Here is a 20,802-nt window from a genome sequence, read left to right as displayed (position 1 = left end):
TCCGGCGCCCCGGCGCAGGGGAGTCAGGGTACGCGTTTTTGCGCCGTCCTCGCGTTGCGGACGAGACCGAGCACCCCCAGAACGCCGGCGCCCAGGCAGGCCGCCAGGATCAGCGAGGGCCGGATGCCGCTGCGGACGGAGGCGCGCTCCAGAGCGACTTCGAGGCTGCCGGCGAGATTGGCCGCCAGCGGCACCGCCCTGGTGTCGAAGAACAGCTTCGCTTCCGAAGGCCCCTCGGACTTCTTGAGCATGTAATCTCTCGTGACGGTCAAACGAACCTCCGTTAAAGAACACTATTTTCGCGAACAATTTAATACGTCGGCGTGTTGTAATGTAAACGCGTCCCGAGCGCCGGTGTTTCCCAAAGTTTTTCAGGCCAGGAGTTCTACCCTTGGACAAGCCCGTATTCAGGCCCTACCGCCTTCCCTCCGGCGGATGGGGCTCGGCGCGCTCGGTCGGCAACATCCTCCGGCAGGAAGGCGTGCTGGCGAGCGGGCCGATCGCGCTGACCCGCCACAACAAGGTCGACGGCTACCAGTGCAACAGCTGCGCCTGGGTGAAGCCCGCGAACCCGCTGCCGTTCGAGTTCTGCGAGAACGGCGTGAAAGCCATGGCCTGGGAACTCACCGCCCACCGCTGCACGCCGGACTTCTTCGCCAAGCACACGGTCACCGAGCTGCTGGACTGGGACGAGTACGAGCTCGAGCAGACCGGCCGCCTCACCCATCCGCTGCGCTACGATGCGGCGACCGACAGGTACGTGCCGGTCTCCTGGGGCCACGCCATCGAGGAGATCGCCCGCGAACTCCTGGCCGTGGAGGACCGGAAGACCGGCACCGTCTTCTACAGCTCGGGCCGCCTCTCGAACGAGGGCAGTTACCTCTACCAGCTCTTCGCCCGGCTCTACGGCAACAACAACCTGCCGGACTCGTCCAATATGTGCCACGAGACGACCTCGGTGGCGCTGCCGGTCAGCATCGGCCAGGGCATCGGCACCGTCTCGCTGGACGACTTCGCAAAGTCCGACTGCATCCTGTTCTTCGGCCAGAACCCGGGGAGCAACTCGCCCCGCATGCTCCACCCGCTGCAGGAGGCCAGCCAGCGCGGCGTACCGATCATCACCTACAACCCGCTGCGCGAGCGCGGGCTGGAGCGGTTCCTGAACCCGCAATCGCCCGCCGAGATGCTGAGCCGCACGGAGACCCGGATCAGCTCGCAGTACCATCAGGTCAAGGCGGGTGGCGACCTCGCGGCTTTGGCGGGAATCTGCAAATCCGTGCTGGACGCGCACGACGCTTCGCTGGCGGCCGGCGGCCCGGCGATACTCGACGAGGCCTTCATCCGGGAGCACACCCACGGCTTCGAGACCTTCGCCGACTGGTTGCGCGGCCAGGACTGGGACGCGCTGGAGCGCCGCTCCGGACTGCACCGGGCCGACATGGAGGCGACCGCGAAGGTTTACGGCGCGGCGAAGGCGACCGTCGCGGTCTACGGGATGGGCCTGACCCAGCACCAGGCCGGGGTCGAGACCGTGCAGATGCTGGTCAACCTGCTGCTGATGCGCGGCAATATCGGCCGCAGCGGCTCCGGCATCTGCCCGGTGCGCGGCCATTCCAACGTGCAGGGCCAGCGCACGGTGGGAATCACCGAGAAGCCCGAGCTGTTCCCCCTGGACCGGCTCGGCGCGCAGTTCGGCTTCGAGCCGCCGCGGGAGGCCGGCTACAACACCGTGGAGGCCTGCGAGGCGATCCTCAGGGACGAGGTTCGGGCCTTCGTCATGCTGGGCGGCAATTTCGTCCGCGCCATTCCCGATCACGGCCAGATGGAGCCGGCCTGGCGGCGGCTGCGGCTGACCGTGAACGTGATCACCAAGCTCAACCGCAGCGCGTTGCTGCCGGGCGCGGTCAGCTACATCCTGCCGGTGATCGGCCGCCTGGAGATCGACGAGACCACGAAGGGCCAGCAGGTCCTGTCCATGGAGGACACCTCGGCCTGCGTGCACGGCAACCGCGGCCTGCGGCGCCCGGCCTCGCCGCACCTGATCAGCGAGATCCGGCTGATCTGCGAACTGGCGCAGCGGGTGCTCGAGCCCAACCCGCGGGTCCGCTGGGAGGATTACCGGACCGACTACGCGGAGATCCGGAAGGAGATCGGCGAGACGCTGCCGGAGTCCTTCTGGGACTACGAGCGGCGCATGTGGGAGCCGGGCGGCTTCCAGCGCGACCTGGCGGCCATGCGCCGGGACTGGCACACGGAGACGGGCCGGGCCAATTTCGTCACGCCGACCGGCCTCGACGAGGATGCCGACATGCCCGAGGTCGGGCACGATTCCCTGCGCCTGATGACCTTGCGCAGCAACGACCAGTTCAACACCACGGTCTACGGCTACGACGACCGCTTCCGGGGCATCAAGAACACCCGGAAGGTGGTGCTGATGAACCGCTCGGATATCGACCGCCTGGGCCTGAAGGTCGGCCAGGCGGTGACGCTGCGGACGGTGGCGAACGACGGCGTCGACCGGGCGCTCTCAGGCCTGCTGGTGGTGGCCTACGACATCCCGATCGGCTGCATCGGCGGCTACTACCCGGAATGCAACGTGCTGATGCCGATCTGGCACTATGCCATCGGCAGCAAGACGCCGGCCGCCAAGGGCATCCCCGTCACGATCCGGTCCGACGGCGACCGGGTGATCGCCCCCCTGCTTGAATACGCCGAAGGCTGAACGGACGCCGGGCCGGGTCTGAGCCCCGCTTCAGCGCAAGCCTCGAGGCCGGCGGCTCCGGTCATGACCCGCCTCCAGGTCCGATCTCCTCGGTCAGCCGGTCAGAGGCCAGCCGTGTGGGTCGTCGCCGAGCGGCAGCCGCGTCGACCGGCAGAAACTGCGCGGTACCGATGATCAATCAACTCGCGAATCTGTCTTATGACAGAACACGAAACTGACATTGGTTTAGTCTCGCGAATATCATCAGCCGATTTGGTACAGGCTCTGGTGACTGGGAGAGCCGCGCGCTTCCGCCTGCAATGCCATGGTGGAACGATATGAGATCAGCGCCCGACCAGCATGCCCTGGGCATGCTCATCCGCAAGCTGGAGAGCATCGCCACCCTTTCCGACACCGAACGTCAGGCCATCCAGGGCCTGCCGGTGCGGATTCACCATCTCAACGCCCGGCAAGACATCGTACGCGATGGCGACCAGCCCACGCATTGCTGCCTCGTCCTCGAAGGATGGGCCTGCCGGTACAAGCTCCTCCGTCAGGGCAAGCGGCAGATCATGTCGTTCCACATTCCGGGCGACATCCCGGATCTGCAGAGCCTGCACGTCCGCACGATGGATCACAGCCTCGCCACTCTGACCAAGGCCATCGTTGCCTTCATCCCCCACGAGAGCCTGCGGGAACTGACGGCGCGCCACCCCGGACTCGCGGCGGTCTTCTGGCGCGACACGCTGATCGATTCGGGCATCTTCCGCGAATGGCTCGTCAGCATGGGCCGCCGCTCGGCCTTCGAGCACGTCGCGCATCTGTTCTGCGAGCTGTACCTGAAGCTGCAGGCGGTAGGCCTGGCAGGCAATTTCCGCTGCCCGCTCCCGATGACCCAGACCGATCTCGCCGACGCACTCGGACTGACACCCGTGCACATCAACCGTGTGTTGAAGGAGATGCGCGGTCAGACCCTGATTACGCTCCGCAGCAACGCACTGGTGATCGAGGCATGGGACGAGCTTCTGCGGGTCTCCGAGTTCGACTCTACATACCTGCAGCTTGAGAATCGGGCGGTCGGATGAGGCCCCGTCCGCGCCGGTGCGGGCTGCCGCGAGGAGCCACGATCTTGAGGCCGGCACCCCGTCGCTGACGGTCTACGCTTGCATGGTCCCGCACGCAGTTCAGGAGACCGCGCGGACCGCGCCGGAACTTCGGACGGCAACCCCGGGACCGGTGGATAGGTCTGCCGAGCCTATATTAGGCGACCGTGGTGGCACCGCAGCTTGGATCGCGCAGCCGGTGACGCGCGTGGCCGGTCGCGACCAAACCCGGATCCTTCGGGCGAGCCATTCCGCACCGCCTGCGCAACCTCCTCGCTCGCGTCCCCAGCCGTCCGGCTCAATCCGGCGGCAAACCCCATCATCGATCGTTCGGAGAGCCGATGCCGAGAGACGCTGAGGGGAGATCCTTGCCGGAGCCGCGAGAGCTTTACAGCCACAGCATCGAGACCGCCAGGAACGCTATCTGAAAGGTGAGCATCACGGTGATGAGGGTTTTGGCGTCGCGGTCGTGGAGCGTCCAATTCTCCTGCCCTTGCCCGGTCATCCGAGAGCCTCGGCAAGGCGGCCGGAATAGATGAACATGATCTGGCCGGAGCCGTCGGTGGCGGTGGCGACACGGGGACGGTCAGGCTTGCTCCCATCGACCTCGTAAGTCGCGATCGTGACGGCATCCGCCACGTTACTCGCATTGTAAATCCGCGGGGCGCTCCGCGGCACGCCGGTCTTCCCGATGCGATCGATCCTGACGCGGTATGCCATGTGGGATGCCTCCACCTAAAGGCCTGCGCGGCCCGATCGGAAGACCCTATGCCGGCGCAGTCCGTGCCAAAGCCTTCGGTCCCCGGCGTTGACGCACCAACATTGCACGAGCCGAGGCTCGTAAAATTAAAATTTGACGCCTTCCTGAATATTTATCTTGCACAGATCAAAGACGATCTTCTTTTTATCTCCTTAGCGGAAGCGATGCATGAATCCGCAACAAGCTCGGCCCGTGAACATCGCTTCGGGCTGCAGATCGCGATCCATTCTCACAGGGGATAGGCAGACTCTGCTTGTCGGCGCGTGACCGCCAATCCCGTTGCCGATCGCAGCGTTGTGGGGTTCGACCTCATGACGTTCGTCACTGGGCGGATCAGGTCAGTCTGTGAGCACGGTCCGGGAGCCGCCGGCGTCCCGAGACGGAGGGCGCCCGGAAAGCGGCGTCACCGGAATGAAATGGCTATCCAAGGTGGAACGAAGAACATGAAGGCCGTCTGAGCCATGGGGATCCAGTGGACGACGTTTATCGATACCGATGTTCGATGCCGTTCCGGCTCATCGGGCGCCGTCGACGCCCAAGGACCCATGTCGATCCACCGGCGAGCGAAGCGATCAATCGCGCCCGCTTGGACGCTCAACCGACATCGGATGGAAACCCCGCGTCCGGACGCGCGGCTTCGGCGCTCGTCAGACCGACTTCTCGCCGAAGCGCTCCCGGTGAATCGAAATGATTTAGCCCGCGCAGCCGGGAAGCCGGATGGCCGTCCCGGCCAGCGATCCTCTGCCGAGGCACCTGCAGCGCTTCGACCTCGGCTTCAGGCCGCGCAGCGCCGACAGATACGCCCAGACCGCCCGATCAACATCACCGAAGCCCGCGGGCTGCTCCACTTCGTGAAGCGCACGCAAGACATACATGGGCTGGTTCAGGATGGTCGTGCCGCGTTGATCCGATGGATCGCGCCAGCGAACTCAGTGTCCCAACCAGATGGCGGCACTCAGCACGATCCCGATCGCACCGATGAACCCGCTGAACCCCAGCACGATCCAGGCGTCCAGGCTGGGCGACCGTGCGGCGCGCCTGACCTTCGCGGACGCCGCCTCGGTCTCGCGCGCCAGCGCGATACGCTGATGCGACGGTGCGGAGCCGGCCGCCTCGTCATCGGTCCCGAGCGACGACAGGCCCGGGTCGTAGACGGCGATCTTGTCCCCCGTGGCGCCGCTGTCGATATCGGCTTTCAGCATCGCCGTGGTCGGCCGGTCGGAGGCGCCCGGCTCCGACACACGCAGGTTGCCGGGCGGCGGCGGGGTCTCGGATCGAAATAGCATGACACTCGCCTCTCGGACAACGGCTCTGTTTGCTTCATGGGCCACGCCCAAGCATGAGTTCCGATGACTTCACCGAATGTTGGTGCACGGAACTGAGGCTTTGACCGCGGCAGGCCAGGGCTGCTCCTAGTCGCGTTGCTTGCAGGAACAGCCCCAGATCTTGATCTGACGTGCTCACTGGCGCTGGATCAGCGGCCCTCTTCGGCAGCGAACCGTCTAGCCGCCGCTGCCGCTGGAGCCGCCGCTGCTGTTGGGCGCACCAACCTCGGGTCGGCTGGCGTTGCCGCCCGCGGCCGAACTGCTGCTGAACGAGTCTACGCCGGTCCCACCTAGAGATTCCGTGAAATCGTCCGCGCCACCCGTGTTGTTGGGCTGATTTGAGATGATGGATCCCGTCGCCGCAGGCTCGCGATAAAACGATCCTTGCGCCAGAGCCGGTCCTGCCGCGGTCAAGGCCGCGATCGCGAGGAGCAGTCGCTTCATGGGAGATCCTATCGATTCAGGAAGCACCGGCAGCGGCCGCCCCATCCGAACGGCGGGCGGACAGATCCGGTAGAGGCGGCAGGGTTGACGAGTCCGCGGACTCTTTTGCCGGAGACTGCAGCGGGCCGACCGTGCGAATTCCCGCCCTTGATGAAGCTCTCCCATGCCGCAAGGTTCCGCGCCGCGGAGGCTTTCGATGCAGATTGCTTTCGTTTTTCGCTAAATCCCGCCTCTGTATTGCTGATTTCTATCAAAAAACAGATCAAAAAGACGATCCAATCCAATTTATGTTGAAGCATCGACCTGGGGCCGTGAGCCATGTTGCATCGCCGAACCCCAAGGAGCCGCGACGTGAACACCATTCCTCAGCTTGATCAGAACGAATTGAGCATCCTACAGCGCCTGGTGACAGACTTGGTGACAAAACAACTCGGTCACGCGACCGCAGGCCATGTGGATATGATCGCTCGGTTGCAGCACCTGGAACAGGCCGCGTGGACAACGGGCGCCGATCGCCAGACCCTCCAGGTGATCACCTCCGGCCGACGACTGCTCGGAGACGCGAGCGACCTCACGCCGGATGCGCTGAAGCGTCGACCGGTGCGGAAGCGCCCGGCAGATCGTTCATACGCTCTCCGGCACGCCTGAACCGTCTGGGATACCGCGACGGGTGAGCAGCCGCCCTGATGGCGGCGGGACACGGATGGCTTCCGCGGACGGCCCTGGCCAGCGGTCGGAAGCCCGCAGTATTGAGCATTGCCTGTCCGCGCTTCGCCATACGATCGGCGCCGCCCGAAGGCGGGAGCTCGGGCGGGGGCGTTCAGACGCCGCAACGGGAGATCGGCAGCGGACTGCGACAGTGAGCGTGAACGCTGCCCGTTCCTTGCAGAGGCAGAGTCGGGCGACACGTCCGGCTGGTCGGCAAGACCTTCGTCACGAAGGGCGCGTGACCCGCTCTCTCACCTGACCGCAGCGGGAACCCGGTGGGGCAGATGGCCCCGCAGCCGTGCGGCTGGGGGCCTGTCGTGCCGCGGTCCCGTCAGAGGCCGCGCAGATCGTTACGGGCAGGAATGGCGCTGACCATCGTTGCCCAGATACGTGCCGCTCCGACGGTCGTACGACCGGAAACGCTGAACGCAGTAGCTGACCGAGTCGCCGGCAGGTGCCACCTCCGTCTCGACGGCACCGTAACCCTGCCCGTATCCGGCTGGGTCATAGCCACCCCCGTAACCGCCGTAACCGGCAGGCGCGTAGTCCCCGCCATAATATCCGTCGTCGAATCCGCCGTAACCATAGCCCAATCCAGCGCCAGCGAGGCCGAGACCGACGCCCAGCCCCAGGCCGCCATAGCCAACGCCATAGCCGCGTCGGCCGTAGCCCCGCCCGCCGAACCCTCTGTTGCCAGCGAAGCCTGTTCCGCGGATCCCGCCGCCCCCGAGGCCCCCGCGTCCACCGAAGCCGCCACCCGCGAGAGCGCCGCCACCGAAGCGATTGCCGCCGAGCCCGCCTCCGAAGCCGCGACCTGCTACGCCACCCCGGAAGCCGCCACCGCCGAACCCGCCCCCGTGGAACCCACCGCGTCCGAAGCCGCCGCCGTGGAACCCGCCCCCACCGAAGCCGCCGCGCGCATCGGCGCTCGCCGGAAGTATCACCAGCGTCCCGAGGACGACGGCGGCCGTCAGGATTGTCTGTTTCATCGTGCCCTGCCAATCGAAGATAAATATTTCTTCCGATCCGACAACGCGCCGTCGGGCAAATAGGTCATGCTACATTATGTCCATATTCAGATGAGCAATATTAATACGGCAAGCCGAAACCATCTTTCGGCACGGCGCCGGGCTCTCGCCGCACGGCGGATCCGTCTGCAGCGAATGTCCTGTGACGGGCGCGTCGCCCGAATGCCTCAGGTCAGCCGCCCTGTTTCCGCGACCTCGTCCAACGCGCGCAACAGAGGACGTTCCATGTGTCGAGGCTTGCGAGCCGAGGCCGGGACGCGGGTGATGGCTATGCCCCCGGGGCGAAGCCGACCCTGAACCGGCCGATCGCAGAAGCAACTACTTAATTACGATGCTGCTATCGACATAACTTACCATCAAATGATGGAACTACGATAAGTTAAATCCGTCATACGGCGCAGAAAAAAGCTCATCGAACGCGCACTCGACCATGATCTGGACAATCTTCGATCTTTTCCTCAGATCTGCCGATAATAACGTGGTCCAAAGGCTAAATTTTTGGCTGCTTACACCCTCAGACGCAGGCCTGTCCCGCGTTTCGTGCCGCAAGGCAACAAGACGACGCGGCGAGGATTGTCTCGATGCTACCCTCGCATCGATCGGTGAGGGATGGCATCGGATTATACGCCCTCCGAGCGGATCCCGGATGCTGCCGACCCTTGGAAAGTCCATTCGCCGATGCGCCTCGTCCTGGCCACCCTCACCATCCTGACCGCCGCCTTCGCACTGTTGCCGGCGCTGGCATCGTCCGGCGCCGAGCGGATCGGTACCATCGAACCGCGTCTCGATCGCGCCGGTGCCGTCCAAGTGATCGGCCTGCAAGCAGGACTCACCCTTCGGACCGGATCAGCCGGGGGCATGCGGGCTACCCGACACGATGCCCCGAACGATCCCGCCCGGGTCTCGACGGCCGAGGGCGTCGGGCACGCCGACACCCTCATCGTCCGTGCCGCCGACGCGGATCGGCGCGGCGACAGGCGGTCCTGCGAGAACACCAGGCGCGCCGTGAAGGGCGTGCTCGGTGCGCTGTCGTAGCCCGACCCGATTGCCGCAGGTTCAGCCACCCACGAGAGCACCCCAATGAGTCAGTCCCTTGGGACAGCCCTGACACGCCCGTCGGGGCTGGCCATCGACCGGCCGCGCGCGCTGGCGCGCCGGTTCGGTAACGCCGCCGGAAGCCGGGCCTACGACCTGTTCGTTCCGTCCGGATATGCAGGGACACCGCTTCCGCTGGTGGTGATGCTGCACGGTTGTTCGCAGACGTCACGCGACTTCGCCATCGGTACGGGAATGGACGCTTTGGCGGAGGCGCAGGGCCTCCTCGTCGCCTATCCCGACCAGCCGCGGTCGGCCAACTTCGCCAAGAGCTGGAACTGGTTCCGGGATGAGGACCAGCGACGTGGCCGGGGCGAGCCGTCGATCATCGCCGGTTTGACGCGCGCGATCATGGCCGAGTTCTCCGTCGATCCGTCGCGGGTCTATGTCGCCGGCCTGTCCTCGGGCGGTGCGGCCGCCGCGGTGATGGCGATGATGTACCCGGACCTCTACGCGGCGGTCGGCATCCATTCTGGATTGGCGTGCGGTTCGGCCGGCTCGATGTCGGCCGCCATCGCCACGATGCGGCGGGGTGCCTTGCTCCGGCCGGTACAGGCCGCGCATCCCGTGCCGACCATCGTTTTCCACGGAGACAGGGACACGACCGTCTCGCCGGTCAACGGTGATCAGGCGCTCGCCCAGGCGCAGCCCGAGGGACGACTGACCGTTACCACCGTCGCGGGACGCTCGAGGGGCGGGATGGCATATACGCGGAGGGTCCTGACCGAACCGGACAGCCAGTGGTCTTCGGAGCACTGGGTCCTGCACGGCGCCGGCCATGCCTGGGCCGGCGGCCACCCGGCCGGCTCGCACACCGATCCGACCGGTCCGGATGCCAGTGGCGAGATGCTGCGCTTCTTCCTGTCGCACGCGAAGCACCGTCAAGCGCACCGCCACTGACGCTCTTCAAGGATGCGCCAGACTGGGCGGATTCTTGAGGATCGCGCCTCAGGCGACCTTCCTGTCCAAGTTTTCGACTGATGGGCCGGCTCGGGCCGGAGGCGAGGGCGGACCAAGGTGCGGCTTCGGGCGGTCTGGCACGAACCGTCGCTTCGCGCGGAGGAGCCCCGGCGGACCGACCGTTGCAGACGGTGCGGGATGAGGAACGAGCCGGGCCCCAACGCGGTTCATCGTTGAATGGAAACCTATGTCCTCGTCGTCGCCGGGTTCGGTGTCCTGGTGCTTCTGACGGCATGGCTGCCGATGGTGCTGCGGGCCCTTCCTCTGTCCCTGCCGATCTGCTGCGTCGGGATCGGGGCCGCTCTGTCCGCCATCCCGGCTGTAGCCGCCATCACACCCCATCCGAGCCTGCATCTGAAGCTCATCGAGCATGCGACCGAGGCGGTCGTCGTCATCTCGTTGATGGGCGCGGGCCTCAAGATCGACCGGCTCATCGGGTGGAAGCGCTGGGCTGTGACGTGGCGCCTGCTCGGCATCGCCATGCCGCTGACCATCCTCGCCCTGACGGCTTTGGCATCGACGCTGCTGGGACTCGGGCTTGCCGCCGCGCTTCTGCTGGGTTCATCCCTGGCACCCACCGACCCGGTCCTCGCGTCCGACGTTCAGGTCGGTCACCCGGCCGAGGATCACGAGGACGAGCCGCGCTTCGCCCTGACTTCCGAGGCCGGGCTCAACGACGGCCTCGCCTTTCCCTTCGTGAACCTCGCCATCGCGCTCGCCGCAGGCGGCGGATTGGCCGGCCTGTCCTGGTCGCACTGGTTCGCGGTGGATGTCCTCTGGAAGATCGCCGTGGGTGCCGTGCTGGGCGCGATCATCGGCCGTGCCCTCGGCTGGCTGACCTTTCACCTCCCGAACCTGTCGAAGCTCTCCCGAACCGGTGACGGCTTCGTGGCCCTGGGAGTGACCTGCCTCGCCTACGGCATCGTCGAAGCCGCAGACGGCTACGGCTTCATCGGCGTGTTCGCCGCGGCCCTAGCCCTTCGCTCATCGAGCCGGGGCCATGGATATCATCGCAAGATGCACGACTACGCCGAGGAACTCGAACGCCTCCTGATGATGGTGCTCCTCGTCGGCTTCGGCGCCGTGCTCGTCGGCGGCGGCTTACTCGAGGCTCTCACCTGGCAAGCCGCTCTGTTTGCCCTGATCGCCCTGCTGGTCGTCCGTCCTCTTAGCGGATGGATCGGCATGCTGGGCAGCGACCGAGCCCTTGAGGAGCGCGCAGTCGTGAGCTTTTTCGGCATCCGGGGGCTCGGGACCGTCTACTATCTCGCCTATGCGTGCGGACAGGCCACGTTCGAGCGCGCGGACCTTCTCTGGGCCACAGCCGGCCTGACGGTTCTGATCTCGATCCTGATGCATGGCGTCACCGTCACGCCGACGCTGCGTTTGGTGGACCGAAGGATGGGACGGGGGACGGAGAGCTCACAGCTCGGCTTGGTGTTCACGGCACCCCCACCCTGAAGCGGCCTCGGAACCAAACCGTTTCCCGAGCCCTCCAGTCATGAACCGCGCCGGGTTTTCCGGAGGCTCCAACGCCCGGGAGATTGGAGCCAGGACGCCGAATATTACGCCCGTTCGCCGAGGTTCGCGAGCGGGCGGTCCGGCCGGTCCGGGAGCATGAGGGCGAGCACGGCTCGCAATGGGCTGCATCCGGTCGATCGACCCATCGATGGCCCACGCCCATGCGGCGCGGCCAGCCGATCCGAAGCGGCTGCCGGCCCGAGCCGAAGGAGACGCGCGGTGGCGCGCGGCACGATGGCCCGGCCGATGCGGGGGAGGGGCCTGACCGGCGTCGTCCGACGGCGCAGGATCCGCACCACCGGTCCCGATCCGGCGGCGACCTCGTCTGCCTCTCCGCCCGCGGGTCGCAGCGATCCATGGGCGCTGTCAGTTACGCCACTCTCGAACGGGTCGATCGGTTCAAACACCGGCGGCGGCTCGAACCGGTCGACCTCCGGGAAACACGGCGTGGTTCAGAAGGAACGGAGCTTTGAGCGTTTGGCCCGTCGGCCAAAGCGCCGAGGGGCCGCGAATCCAACGCGGCAGCTCTTCGCCCACACCCGGCATTCGATCAGAGCACGCAGACGCGCCGACGCGGTTCCGGAACGGCAAGCGAAGGCGAGCTCCTTGCAGGCTGTGATCCGTGGCTTGCTGTTGCACGACCGGAGCGCCGGGCCGTGTCGGTCACCGGATCGGCACGATCATGCGGAAATGGAGACCGGCATCGTCGATGGTCCGTTGGAACTGACCGGCCAAGCTGCGTTCGATGGTCTGCGTGAGGAGCCGCGATCCAAAGCCGGTGCCGTCGGCCTTGGCGGGGCCTGACGGCGCCGCGCCTTCGGTCCAGTCGAGGGTCAGGGCGTGATCGACGACACGTCCGACCAGGTTCAGGGTGCCTCCGTTGGCGAGCGCGCCATACTTGGCCGAATTGGTGGCGAGTTCGTGGAAGATCATCGCGTAGTCGTCGACCCTGTCGGGGGCCGCCACGGCGGCGTCCTCGATATCGACCGCGAGGTTGGCGCCCTGCAGGTACGGCGACAGGATACGCGCGGCGAGGTCACGCAGCCGCACGTCGCCCTGCTCGAGCCCGTACGACCGCGTCGCCAGGGTGGTCGCCTCGTGTAGGACGTGGAACCGCCGCGACAAATCCTCGGCGAAGCTGGCGGTGGACTCGGCCTCCCGGGCGACGATGTTGGTCAGCGCGCGGGCGACGGTGAACATGTTCGATACCCGGTGCGCCAGTTCCAGGGTCATCAGCCGCTCGGCCTCCTCGGCACGCTTGCGGTCGGTGATGTCGAGGAAGATGGCCTGGATCCACGCGCCGACCCGGCCCTCGTCCCCGCCGATGCCGCGGGCAGAGATCCAGCGGACGTCCGGGTCTTCCCCGATGCGGAAGTCGAAGCTGTAGGCCTTCGGGCTGGTCGCGCTCGCGAACCAGTCGAGCATCATCTTGGGTCTGTCCTCGGCATTCACCTTGGCGAACAACGCGTCGATGCTCACCACCGGCTCCGTGGTGCCCCAAAAGGCCATGCAGAGGCCGTCGAGCCGGGCGAGGCGCGCCTCCGGGGCCCAAGCCCACATCCCGACGCCGCCCCGGTGGATGGCCGCGGTGAAGCTGGCGAGCGTCCATCCGTCGCCAGTCAGATCCGTGCCCTCGACCATGCTGTTTCCCAAACCGCACCTGAAGTCCTTGGCAGGCGCATCGTTACCGTGACGGTACGAAACGCTGCCCCGCGGCCTTTGCTCCGGACCCGATCACGCCCGTCGAACCGGAGTCACAGGTCGCCCTTCCTGGGATCCACCAGCCGTCCGTCCGCGACACGCGTCGTGAAACCACGGGCGTCGAAATAAGCCAGCACCGGCATGGTCATGTTCCGACTGATCCCCGTCGCCTCGCGGAAGCGGCCGACCGTCAGGAGTGCCTGCGGATGGTCCGCCGCCACCGCGCATGCTCGCGCCGCCAACTCGGCCAGGACGCCCGGCAGCACGTAGTAATGCCCGGATATGCGCCGCAGCCATCCGAGCCGGCCGAACCTGTCGAGATGCGGCCGCAGGGTTTCCGGCTCCCGACCCACCTGTTCCGCGAGGTCCGCGAGGCGCGGTTGATCGAGACCAGCCGCCTCCAGGCGGATCCTGACCGCCTCGTAGAGGGCGGCCTCCGGCGGGGCAAGGCGGACTTCGTGGCCGGGCAGGTGATAGAGATGCTCCCGCCGAAGAATACGGGCGTCCATGAGCAGCCGATCGAGGGCAACCCGCAGAGTGGGACGCTCCGGCAGCGCCACAGGCGCGCCGATCTCCTCGGCCGACAGGCCGGGATTGTCCGGCTCCGACCGGTGTGCGGCGTCGAGACGTGCGACCACGGTTTCGCCGAGTGCTGCGATCCGCGCGCCGGCATATCCCCGCAATCCGGCCGGCCCCGCTATCGCGACGACGCCGTGCGCACACGTCAAGGCTTCCAGGGCGGGCCTCGGGATATTCCGCACGCGGGCGAAATGGTCGAGGTCGACTCCTGCCTCGCTCACGTCGAGGAGGCCGGTGAGCGCCGCAGCATGATCCGGGGTGTCCAGCGCCGCGACCACCGCGCGTCGCCCCGGCGCCCAGGCCCCCCGGCGTGGTCCCTCGATGTCGATGACCCGGCCGCCGCCGAGCGTGCGGGCGGCGGACGCGTCGCGTAGCACAAAGCGGTCGCCGTGCAGCGCGCCGAGGCTGCCGTCGAGGGCGATCCGTGCGTGCGCCGCCGCGCCGGGCTCGACCGCGATTCCGGGTGACAGGAGCACCCGTCCGGTCACGGACGCCGCCCCGAGATGGATGTGGACGGGCGTGCGGTGACGCAGCGGACGCGCCTCGCCCGGCAGGACGCGCAGCGCTACGTCGAGATGGCTGGCGGGGCCGTGGAGTTGCGGCGCCAGGATCCAGTCACCCCGGTGGATGCCCGCGCGGGACAGGCGGGGACCGGACAGGTTGATGGCGCAGCGCTGACCGGCCTCCGCGACATCACACGGTTCGTTGCCGGCGCGCAGGCCCCGCACCCGCGCCTCGAACCCGCTGGGGGATACGACGAGATGATCGCCGACCCGGACGGCGCCGGCATGGATCGCCCCCGTGACGACGAGGCCGGCGCCGACGACAGTGAAACAGCGGTCGACCGCGAGCCGGAACTCTGTCCCGGCGGCCCCAGGGGACGGGCTGGCTGCAGCCTCTTCCAGGTACCGGGCGAGGTCGGCGATGCCGGTCCCGCGCAGCGCCGAGCAGGCGATCATGGGCGCTTGGACGGGCGCTTGGACGGGCGCTTGGAGCGGCGCGTTGCCGGGTGCGTGCGCGAGGCCGGTGCCGGAGAGCGCGACGCGGATCTGCGCCTCGACTTCGGACAGGCGACGGTCGTCGACCCGATCGCTCTTGGTGATGGCGACGACCGCCCGGCGCAGGCCGAGCAAGTCGAGGATCGCGATGTGCTCGCGGGTCTGGGGCATCACGCCGTCGTCGGCTGCGACAGCGATCAGCGCGAAGTCGACGCCCGTGGCGCCGGCCACCATCGTACGCACCAGCCGCTCGTGACCAGGCACGTCCACGAAGCCGACGGTTCGGGTCCCAAGACGCGTGTAGGCGAAGCCCAGATCGACGGTTATGCCGCGGGCCTTCTCCTCCGGCAGACGGTCGGCGTCGATCCCGGTGAGCGCCTTCACCAGAGCCGTCTTGCCGTGGTCGATATGGCCGGCGGTGACGACGATCACGCTGTGCTCGCTCTGGATCAGAACACTTTTCTGGGGTGGCGGCGCAGGAAGCCCCGCGCCGCCTGCAGCTTCAACCCTTGATCCGGGTCTCGGCGAGCTCCGACATGCAGGTGTCGTAGGGCGTGAACGCCACGCGGTCCGACACGGCGAACAGCGTGTAGGGCGCGTACAGGAACAGGGCCTTGGCCTTGTCCTGCAGGTAGCGCTCGACCGCCCGCACCACCTCCTCCTGCTGCGGCTCGTGCGGCGTGTGCAGGAGCTTGTCGTAGAGGGCGTCGAAGTTCGGATCCTCCGGACCCTGGCGCAGGGTCGCGTCCTTCCCGAAGAACTCGCGGTGGACGCAGGCCACCGGATATTGCGGCGTCCAGTCGAAGTACCATTCGAGCTTGACGTCGAACTCCTCCGGCGGCTCCTCCTTGGCACTGGCGAACCGGTAGCCGAGCCCGATCTTCGCGAGGCACTGCCCGATCGCCGCGACCACGCCCTCCCAGGCCGGCGAGGCGACGAACACGAGCTCCCGCCCTCCGATCCCGGCAGCCTCGAGGGCGCGCTTGGCGGCCTCGGGATCGTGCGGGAACGGCTTCATCTCCGGATCCGCCCCGTAACGGCCGGGCTGGATGAATGCCGGGATGACCGTGCCGTATCCGTGCGCGCCCTGGTGGAGCACGAACTCGCGGTCGATGGCGAGGTTCAGGGCCCGGCGGGCCTCCGGGTTGCGCCAGGGTGAGTCCGGACGATTCTCGTTGAAAACGCCCGTCAGGATCGTCTTCGCCTTCTTCGTCTGGATCTTTCCATGCTCGCTCGCCGGGAAGGCGTGCGCCTCGTCCGGTGTCAGATCGAAGACCACGTCGACCCGGCCGTCACCGGCCGCTACCGACTTGATGCCCTCCGCCTTGCCGATCACGTTGTCGTAGACGATCCGGACCGTCGGCTTGCGGTCGGGATTCCAGTAGGTCTCGTTGGGCTCCATGACCACGCGGTCGGAGCGCGAGTCGATCAGCGAGACGCCTTCGGTAAGCACGAACGGGCCAGTCCCCCACGGACCAGGCGCGTCGATCACTCACCAATGGCCTTCGGCCGATCCCGTCTTCGGGTCGACGAAACCCCATTCGTTCCAGAATCGTGTCGAGGGCAGATGCATGCCCCGCAGCTTCATCAGCGCTGCGGAGTCGCCGCCGGGGAAGCGCATCCGCACGGTACGATCGTCTACAACCTCGCAGGTGACGTCCCGGGCGAAATTCAGGAAGGCGCCCGGCGGGTGCGGGTTGGTCCATTCCTGGACCTTGTCGAAGCCGAGTTTGAACATGCCGGCGTTGAAGGGCTCGCCATCCTGATAGACGGCCTGCCGCATGGTGAGTTCGAGCGTCTCGCTGTCGAGCCAGCGCCAGGACTCCGCGAGGCTCGGCTGGCCGATGCCGTCGTGGTCGACGCGGTTGGCCTCCTCCATGGTGTTCCACGTGATGGAGAGCCAGTTGACCGGCGACGGATCGACCACCGTCACCGTGTTGTGGGGTCCAAAGGGCTGTCCGCCGACCGGATCCCCCGTCGCATGTGCGTCCATGTCTCCTCCTTGTTTCCATGCTCCGCATCGCGTGCGGGCACCGTCCGGAACGGTTCGAGCCGGATCAGGGGAAAGATAGCGCGCTACCGCATTGCCCTCAATCGATCCGCTTATACCAGATGGCTGGATCGCCGCTCTGTAGAGGAGGGCAGGTCTCTTAGGCCGGTTTCCGGGTTCGCGCGCTTGGCCGATTCTGGCGGCCGCGATGTGACCGGGCTGAGAAGACGGCGACGGCTGTCCGCAGGGCCGACATGCGTCGGTAGGGGCGCGTACATGTTTCCAGCGACTCTTCTTCGGTACAGACCAACGGTTCTGGGCGAGCTTTCATCCCAACACAGAACTCGGGAAAGTGTCTCCGTCGGCTAGAGCGGCGTGGATGCGCTTTGGAGAAACCGATCAAAGCGGACACTCCATGAAAAAATTTTGGTTGTCTTCACGATAACTGACCCCGCAAGGCTGAACTCGATCTCAGCGTCGAATATTATATTTTGGCGCGCAACTCTGACTCTGATGCACTTCCGCTTCTCATCCAGGCCTTGGGCCAGCGATCGTGGCCGCACCACCTCAGCATAGCTGCCGCGGTCGCAGGGACTGATCTGGATCGAGGCGGTCTCCTTCAGCCAAGTCTGCCCGGCGGCCGGCCGCGGCCCGGAAGAGGTCCATGACCACGATGTCGCTGGGCTCCCCAGGGGCCGACAGGCCCTGGAACTCGCCGGTCTGTCTGCCCTGGAAACGCAACCACCCTCGACGACAGGCCACCACGCAGGATCGCGGTGAGCGTGCGGATACCCGCGGGGCCGCGCACCTCGAAGTCGAGGCCCGGGTCGGGTCAACGAGATCAGGTGCGATGCTGGCCTCCCACCGAATCTCGTTGCGGTCGCGGACGCTTCAAAAAAGGCGCGGACGAGCCGCGCCCTGTCATCCATCATCAGCGCAGCGCGCCGGGCTCGTGGATCGGGCAGCGGTTGAAGCGCTCGCGGAACTCGGCCGAATGCCGGTAGGGGGCGTTGCGGGCGCGGTTCACGTTGCCGAGCGGCCGATGCGCGGCGAGCCCGGTCCAGACGCTGAAGCGCATCTCCTCATCGACCGCCTGGACCCTGTCCGGGTGCCAGCTGTCCTGCGGCTGGACACGGACGACGCCGACCCGCTGGAACGGTGCCTCGTCCTCCTTCCACTCCACCGTCGGATCTTCGACCGGCTGGCGTTCGAGGTCGCGGCAGAGTTGCACGCGGAACTCCCATTCCCCGGCGATGCCGGCCATCTCGGACTGGACCGTCTCGCGGATGGCGTTCGGGCGGCCGGAAGCGTCGATCTCGGTGCCGGTGAGGGCGGTCAGCGCCGGGGCGACGGGGACCAGCGAGAACTTCGCGATATAGTCGCCGTACCGGAACGGGGTCAGGCTGTTATAGGTCTCGCCAAGTGGGTCGACGTTGGGGGCTCCGCCGAGGGAGCCGATGGTGGGGCTGTCGATACCGACCGCGTGGAGGGCTTTGTTGACCCCGCGCAGCACGGTGGAGGCGGCGACCTTCAGCCCCTCCACCCGGTCGGTCGTGCCGGCGAGAAGCTTCAGGCTGCCGAGGAATTTCTCGGCGTTCGGCGCCTGGAACACCGTGCCGTTGACCATGATGAAGTTCTGCGTTGTCCCCTCCGCATCCGGAAGACGCTCGCCTTCGACGTCGAGGACCTTCAAGGCAATGCCCCTGGGTAGGGAGACGGCGTCAGGCAGGATGTCACCGGCGTTGGTCGACATCCGCATGTAGACCTTGTGCTCGCCCGCTCGAGCGAACAGGCCCTGGGCCAATTCGGGGGGCAAGTCCGCATCGATCGTCAGCGTACCTTCGAGGATGCCGTGCGATTTGGCGTGGACCGAGCGCACCGCGTGCCCGGAATCCTCCGCGACCCTGGTCAGGATCTTGTCGAAGGCTGCGTTCAGCTGTTCGATGATCTGCCCTTCGTCTGGCCTCACCGCCTCGACATCGGGACTGTATCGCACGGGTGGTTGCACGGTCTGTCTCCTGCTGTCTCCTGGCGACGGCCGAGAGAGAACAGCCACGGGTAGCTGACGTTCCGGATTGCGCGATATTCAATCGCCCATGAACGAACTATGGAACGTCCGCCGGGCGGATGGCTTATCGGCGGCGCGGCTTGCCAATTCGCGCCGGAGCTATCGCCTTGCGCCTGCCTCCCATTCCCCCGAGTGAGTTCAACGACGAGCAGCGCGATCTCTACGACACGCTCAGGGCCGGCATCGCAAAGCAGTTCCAGGGATTCCAGACGGCCAGGGCGGACGGTGCGCTCCTCGGCGCGTTCAACCCCTGGCTCCACGAGCCCCGGATCGGCAGAGCGGTTTGGGAACTGACCGAGGCGGTCTCAGCCTGCGGCGCCCTGCCGGACAACGCACGACAGGTTGCCATCCTGGCCACTGGCGCCCGGTTCAAGGCCGCCTTCGAACTCTACGCCCATGTCAGGATCGCCCGCGACAAAGGCTTGGCCCCGGACAAGATCGCCACCATCACGGCCGGTCAGCGCCCCGCGGACCTCTCGCCCGACGAGGCGGCCGTTTACGACGCGGCCACCACGCTCAACGCCGGCGGCGTGTTGCCGGGGCCTGTCTACGCCCGTGTCCAGGCGGCCTTCGGACCCCGGGGCATCGCCGAGTTGATCCACCTCGTCGGCCTCTACGCGATGGTGTGCACGACGCTCAACGGCTTCGACGTCCCCATCCCGGACCAGCAGGTCGATCCCGCGCCCTGACTTCGGCCTTCGTCAAACACTCCCAGAGGCGAGCCACACGCCGAGGAGACGCTCATGACCTACCTTCGCTATGCCCTCGACATCGAGACGCCGGCGCCGGACGAGCAGACGTCCATCGACGGCATCATCCAGGGGATGACCCAGCAATCGCAAGTCGTGGAGAAGCGCCAGCATCACGCGGTGCGCGCGAGCCACGCCAAGAGCTCAGCCTGCGTCGTCGGCGAGTTGGACATCCCGGAGGGCCTGCCGCCCGAACTCGCGCAGGGTCTGTTCGCCAGGCCGGGGACACACAAGGTAGCCGTGCGTTTCGCCCAGGGGCCGGGCGAGACCCTGGGCGACCGGGTGTCCACCCATCGCGGCATGTCGATCAAGGTGTTCGGAGTGACGGGCGAGAAGCTGCCCGGCCACGACGTCGACACCCAGGACTTCGTGCTCGCGACCGGCACGACCTTTCCGTCCGGGACGGCAGCGGGTTTCCTGCGTGACGGCACGGTGATCGGCAAGGCGACCGAACTGCCCGAGGGTGTGAAGAGTGCGGTCGCTGCCACCGCACGCAACCTCAACTGAATCGCGCCGGGATTTTCGGAGGCTCCAACTCTTGAGAGACTGGAGCCATGACGAAGCATACCCCACCCTTTTCCCCTGAGGTTCGCGAGCGGGCAGTCCGGCTGGCCCGGGAGCATGAGAGCGAGCACGGTTCGCAATGGGCCGCGATCCAGTCGATCGCGGCCAAAATCGGTTGCTCTGGCGAGACGCTGCGCAAGTGGGTCCGCCAGGCCGAGCGCGACCGGGGCGTGCGGGCCGGACCGACGACGGATGAGCGCGAGCGGATCAAGGCGCTAGAGCGGGAGAACCGCGAGCTCCGGCAGGCCAACGAGATCCTGAGAAAGGCATCGGCGTATTTTGCCCAGGCGGAGCTCGACCGCCGGTTCCGGTCATGATCGCCTTCATCGACGATCATCGTGCGCTCTACGGGGTCGAGCCGATCTGCAAGGTTCTGCCGATCGCCCCGTCGACGTACCACGCCCATGCCGCGCGACGAGCCGATCCCGGGAGGCTGCCGGCTCGAGCCAAGCGGGACGCGGCACTCATGGTCGAGATCCGGCGCGTGTACGAGGCGAACTTCCGGGTC

The 20,802-nt window shown here is 66.8% G+C and carries 15 protein-coding genes, 3 pseudogenes and 1 other annotated feature; of the genes and pseudogenes, 9 read left to right on the top strand and 9 right to left on the bottom strand.

Annotated features, from left to right (window positions below; translation table 11 throughout):
- Nucleotides 1-23 precede the first annotated feature (23 nt).
- The gene (locus tag ABIC70_RS07155; RefSeq protein ID WP_236952839.1) at nucleotides 24-251 is read right to left on the bottom strand and encodes a hypothetical protein; all 228 of its coding nucleotides are present in this window, start codon (nucleotides 249-251) and stop codon (nucleotides 24-26) included.
- A gap of 140 nt (nucleotides 252-391) precedes the next feature.
- Here ABIC70_RS07155 and ABIC70_RS07150 point away from each other — a divergent pair, with 140 nt between their 5' ends.
- Together ABIC70_RS07150 and ABIC70_RS07145 are read left to right on the top strand one after the other, a co-directional pair.
- Nucleotides 392-2,722, top strand: coding sequence for an FdhF/YdeP family oxidoreductase (locus ABIC70_RS07150; protein ID WP_354439275.1), 2,331 nt, complete (start codon nucleotides 392-394; stop codon nucleotides 2,720-2,722).
- A 317-nt stretch (nucleotides 2,723-3,039) separates the two neighbouring features.
- On the top strand, nucleotides 3,040-3,786 hold the full coding sequence (locus ABIC70_RS07145; RefSeq protein WP_179698007.1) for a Crp/Fnr family transcriptional regulator: 747 nt from the start codon (nucleotides 3,040-3,042) through the stop codon (nucleotides 3,784-3,786).
- A 519-nt stretch (nucleotides 3,787-4,305) separates the two neighbouring features.
- Here ABIC70_RS07145 and ABIC70_RS07140 read toward each other — a convergent pair.
- The 3 genes from ABIC70_RS07140 to ABIC70_RS07130 form a co-directional block, all read right to left on the bottom strand.
- Nucleotides 4,306-4,524: a hypothetical protein gene (locus ABIC70_RS07140; RefSeq protein ID WP_354439274.1), complete on the bottom strand. Its 219-nt coding sequence runs from the start codon at nucleotides 4,522-4,524 to the stop codon at nucleotides 4,306-4,308.
- A 969-nt stretch (nucleotides 4,525-5,493) separates the two neighbouring features.
- Nucleotides 5,494-5,766, bottom strand: coding sequence for a hypothetical protein (locus ABIC70_RS07135; protein ID WP_502693494.1), 273 nt, complete (start codon nucleotides 5,764-5,766; stop codon nucleotides 5,494-5,496).
- A gap of 300 nt (nucleotides 5,767-6,066) precedes the next feature.
- The gene (locus ABIC70_RS07130; RefSeq protein ID WP_354439273.1) at nucleotides 6,067-6,333 is read right to left on the bottom strand and encodes a hypothetical protein; all 267 of its coding nucleotides are present in this window, start codon (nucleotides 6,331-6,333) and stop codon (nucleotides 6,067-6,069) included.
- A gap of 351 nt (nucleotides 6,334-6,684) precedes the next feature.
- Here ABIC70_RS07130 and ABIC70_RS07125 point away from each other — a divergent pair, with 351 nt between their 5' ends.
- On the top strand, nucleotides 6,685-6,981 hold the full coding sequence (locus ABIC70_RS07125; RefSeq protein ID WP_279897344.1) for a hypothetical protein: 297 nt from the start codon (nucleotides 6,685-6,687) through the stop codon (nucleotides 6,979-6,981).
- A 410-nt stretch (nucleotides 6,982-7,391) separates the two neighbouring features.
- Here ABIC70_RS07125 and ABIC70_RS07120 read toward each other — a convergent pair whose 3' ends face one another.
- Nucleotides 7,392-8,030, bottom strand: a complete 639-nt coding sequence (locus ABIC70_RS07120) for a BA14K family protein (protein WP_354439272.1) — start codon at nucleotides 8,028-8,030, stop codon at nucleotides 7,392-7,394.
- 717 nt (nucleotides 8,031-8,747) lie between these two features.
- Between ABIC70_RS07120 and ABIC70_RS07115 the strand changes: the two genes are divergently transcribed.
- From ABIC70_RS07115 to ABIC70_RS07105, 3 genes are all read left to right on the top strand, one after another.
- A complete protein-coding gene (locus ABIC70_RS07115; protein ID WP_354439270.1) occupies nucleotides 8,748-9,104 on the top strand; it encodes a hypothetical protein in 357 nt (118 codons plus the stop codon).
- Between the two features lie 45 nt (nucleotides 9,105-9,149).
- On the top strand, nucleotides 9,150-10,064 hold the full coding sequence (locus tag ABIC70_RS07110) for an extracellular catalytic domain type 1 short-chain-length polyhydroxyalkanoate depolymerase (RefSeq protein ID WP_354439269.1): 915 nt from the start codon (nucleotides 9,150-9,152) through the stop codon (nucleotides 10,062-10,064).
- A 237-nt stretch (nucleotides 10,065-10,301) separates the two neighbouring features.
- Entirely contained in the window at nucleotides 10,302-11,585 is a 1,284-nt protein-coding gene (locus ABIC70_RS07105) for a cation:proton antiporter (protein WP_043385449.1), read from the top strand.
- Nucleotides 11,586-12,308: 723 nt separating this feature from the next.
- Here ABIC70_RS07105 and ABIC70_RS07100 read toward each other — a convergent pair.
- The 4 genes and pseudogenes from ABIC70_RS07100 to ABIC70_RS07085 form a co-directional block, all read right to left on the bottom strand.
- Complete coding sequence (locus ABIC70_RS07100; protein ID WP_354439268.1) at nucleotides 12,309-13,286, bottom strand: HWE histidine kinase domain-containing protein; 978 nt, start codon at nucleotides 13,284-13,286, stop codon at nucleotides 12,309-12,311.
- A 113-nt stretch (nucleotides 13,287-13,399) separates the two neighbouring features.
- Nucleotides 13,400-15,355 (bottom strand): selenocysteine-specific translation elongation factor, encoded by a 1,956-nt coding sequence (gene selB, locus ABIC70_RS07095; protein ID WP_354439267.1) that lies wholly within the window; start codon nucleotides 15,353-15,355, stop codon nucleotides 13,400-13,402.
- A gap of 70 nt (nucleotides 15,356-15,425) precedes the next feature.
- Nucleotides 15,426-16,802, bottom strand: a pseudogene (locus ABIC70_RS07090) (ABC transporter substrate-binding protein).
- A 1,042-nt stretch (nucleotides 16,803-17,844) separates the two neighbouring features.
- Nucleotides 17,845-18,921, bottom strand: a complete 1,077-nt coding sequence (locus tag ABIC70_RS07085) for a catalase family protein (RefSeq protein WP_164706413.1) — start codon at nucleotides 18,919-18,921, stop codon at nucleotides 17,845-17,847.
- A 167-nt stretch (nucleotides 18,922-19,088) separates the two neighbouring features.
- On the opposite strand from ABIC70_RS07085, the gene ABIC70_RS07080 reads away from it, so the two are divergent.
- The 3 genes and pseudogenes from ABIC70_RS07080 to ABIC70_RS07070 form a co-directional block, all read left to right on the top strand.
- Nucleotides 19,089-19,670, top strand: coding sequence for a carboxymuconolactone decarboxylase family protein (locus ABIC70_RS07080; RefSeq protein WP_354439265.1), 582 nt, complete (start codon nucleotides 19,089-19,091; stop codon nucleotides 19,668-19,670).
- A 54-nt stretch (nucleotides 19,671-19,724) separates the two neighbouring features.
- A pseudogene (locus ABIC70_RS07075) lies at nucleotides 19,725-20,234 on the top strand (catalase family protein); the annotation flags it as partial.
- 50 nt (nucleotides 20,235-20,284) lie between these two features.
- Nucleotides 20,285-20,802 (top strand): annotated as a pseudogene (locus tag ABIC70_RS07070) (IS3-like element ISMex33 family transposase); the annotation flags it as partial.
- Nucleotides 20,566-20,682 (top strand) — a sequence feature (AL1L pseudoknot). (Overlaps the previous pseudogene by 117 nt.)

The organism is Methylobacterium sp. 1973, from assembly GCF_040545035.1.
In the GTDB taxonomy this organism is placed as follows: Bacteria; Pseudomonadota; Alphaproteobacteria; order Rhizobiales; family Beijerinckiaceae; genus Methylobacterium; species Methylobacterium fujisawaense.
The sequence above is the reverse complement of the archived record's forward strand: the minus strand, read 5'-3'. Positions and strand labels throughout refer to the sequence as shown.

Bases quoted from the DNA above. Each gene is read 5' to 3' on its own strand.
- ABIC70_RS07155 (WP_236952839.1), bottom strand. From the start codon at position 251: ATGCTCAAGAAGTCCGAGGGGCCTTCGGAAGCGAAGCTGTTCTTCGAC.
- ABIC70_RS07145 (WP_179698007.1), top strand. From the start codon at position 3,040: ATGAGATCAGCGCCCGACCAGCATGCCCTGGGCATGCTCATCCGCAAG.
- ABIC70_RS07140 (WP_354439274.1), bottom strand. From the start codon at position 4,524: ATGGCATACCGCGTCAGGATCGATCGCATCGGGAAGACCGGCGTGCCG.
- ABIC70_RS07135 (WP_502693494.1), bottom strand. From the start codon at position 5,766: ATGCTGAAAGCCGATATCGACAGCGGCGCCACGGGGGACAAGATCGCC.
- ABIC70_RS07130 (WP_354439273.1), bottom strand. From the start codon at position 6,333: ATGAAGCGACTGCTCCTCGCGATCGCGGCCTTGACCGCGGCAGGACCG.
- ABIC70_RS07120 (WP_354439272.1), bottom strand. From the start codon at position 8,030: ATGAAACAGACAATCCTGACGGCCGCCGTCGTCCTCGGGACGCTGGTG.
- ABIC70_RS07115 (WP_354439270.1), top strand. From the start codon at position 8,748: ATGCGCCTCGTCCTGGCCACCCTCACCATCCTGACCGCCGCCTTCGCA.
- ABIC70_RS07110 (WP_354439269.1), top strand. From the start codon at position 9,150: ATGAGTCAGTCCCTTGGGACAGCCCTGACACGCCCGTCGGGGCTGGCC.
- ABIC70_RS07105 (WP_043385449.1), top strand. From the start codon at position 10,302: ATGGAAACCTATGTCCTCGTCGTCGCCGGGTTCGGTGTCCTGGTGCTT.
- ABIC70_RS07100 (WP_354439268.1), bottom strand. From the start codon at position 13,286: ATGGTCGAGGGCACGGATCTGACTGGCGACGGATGGACGCTCGCCAGC.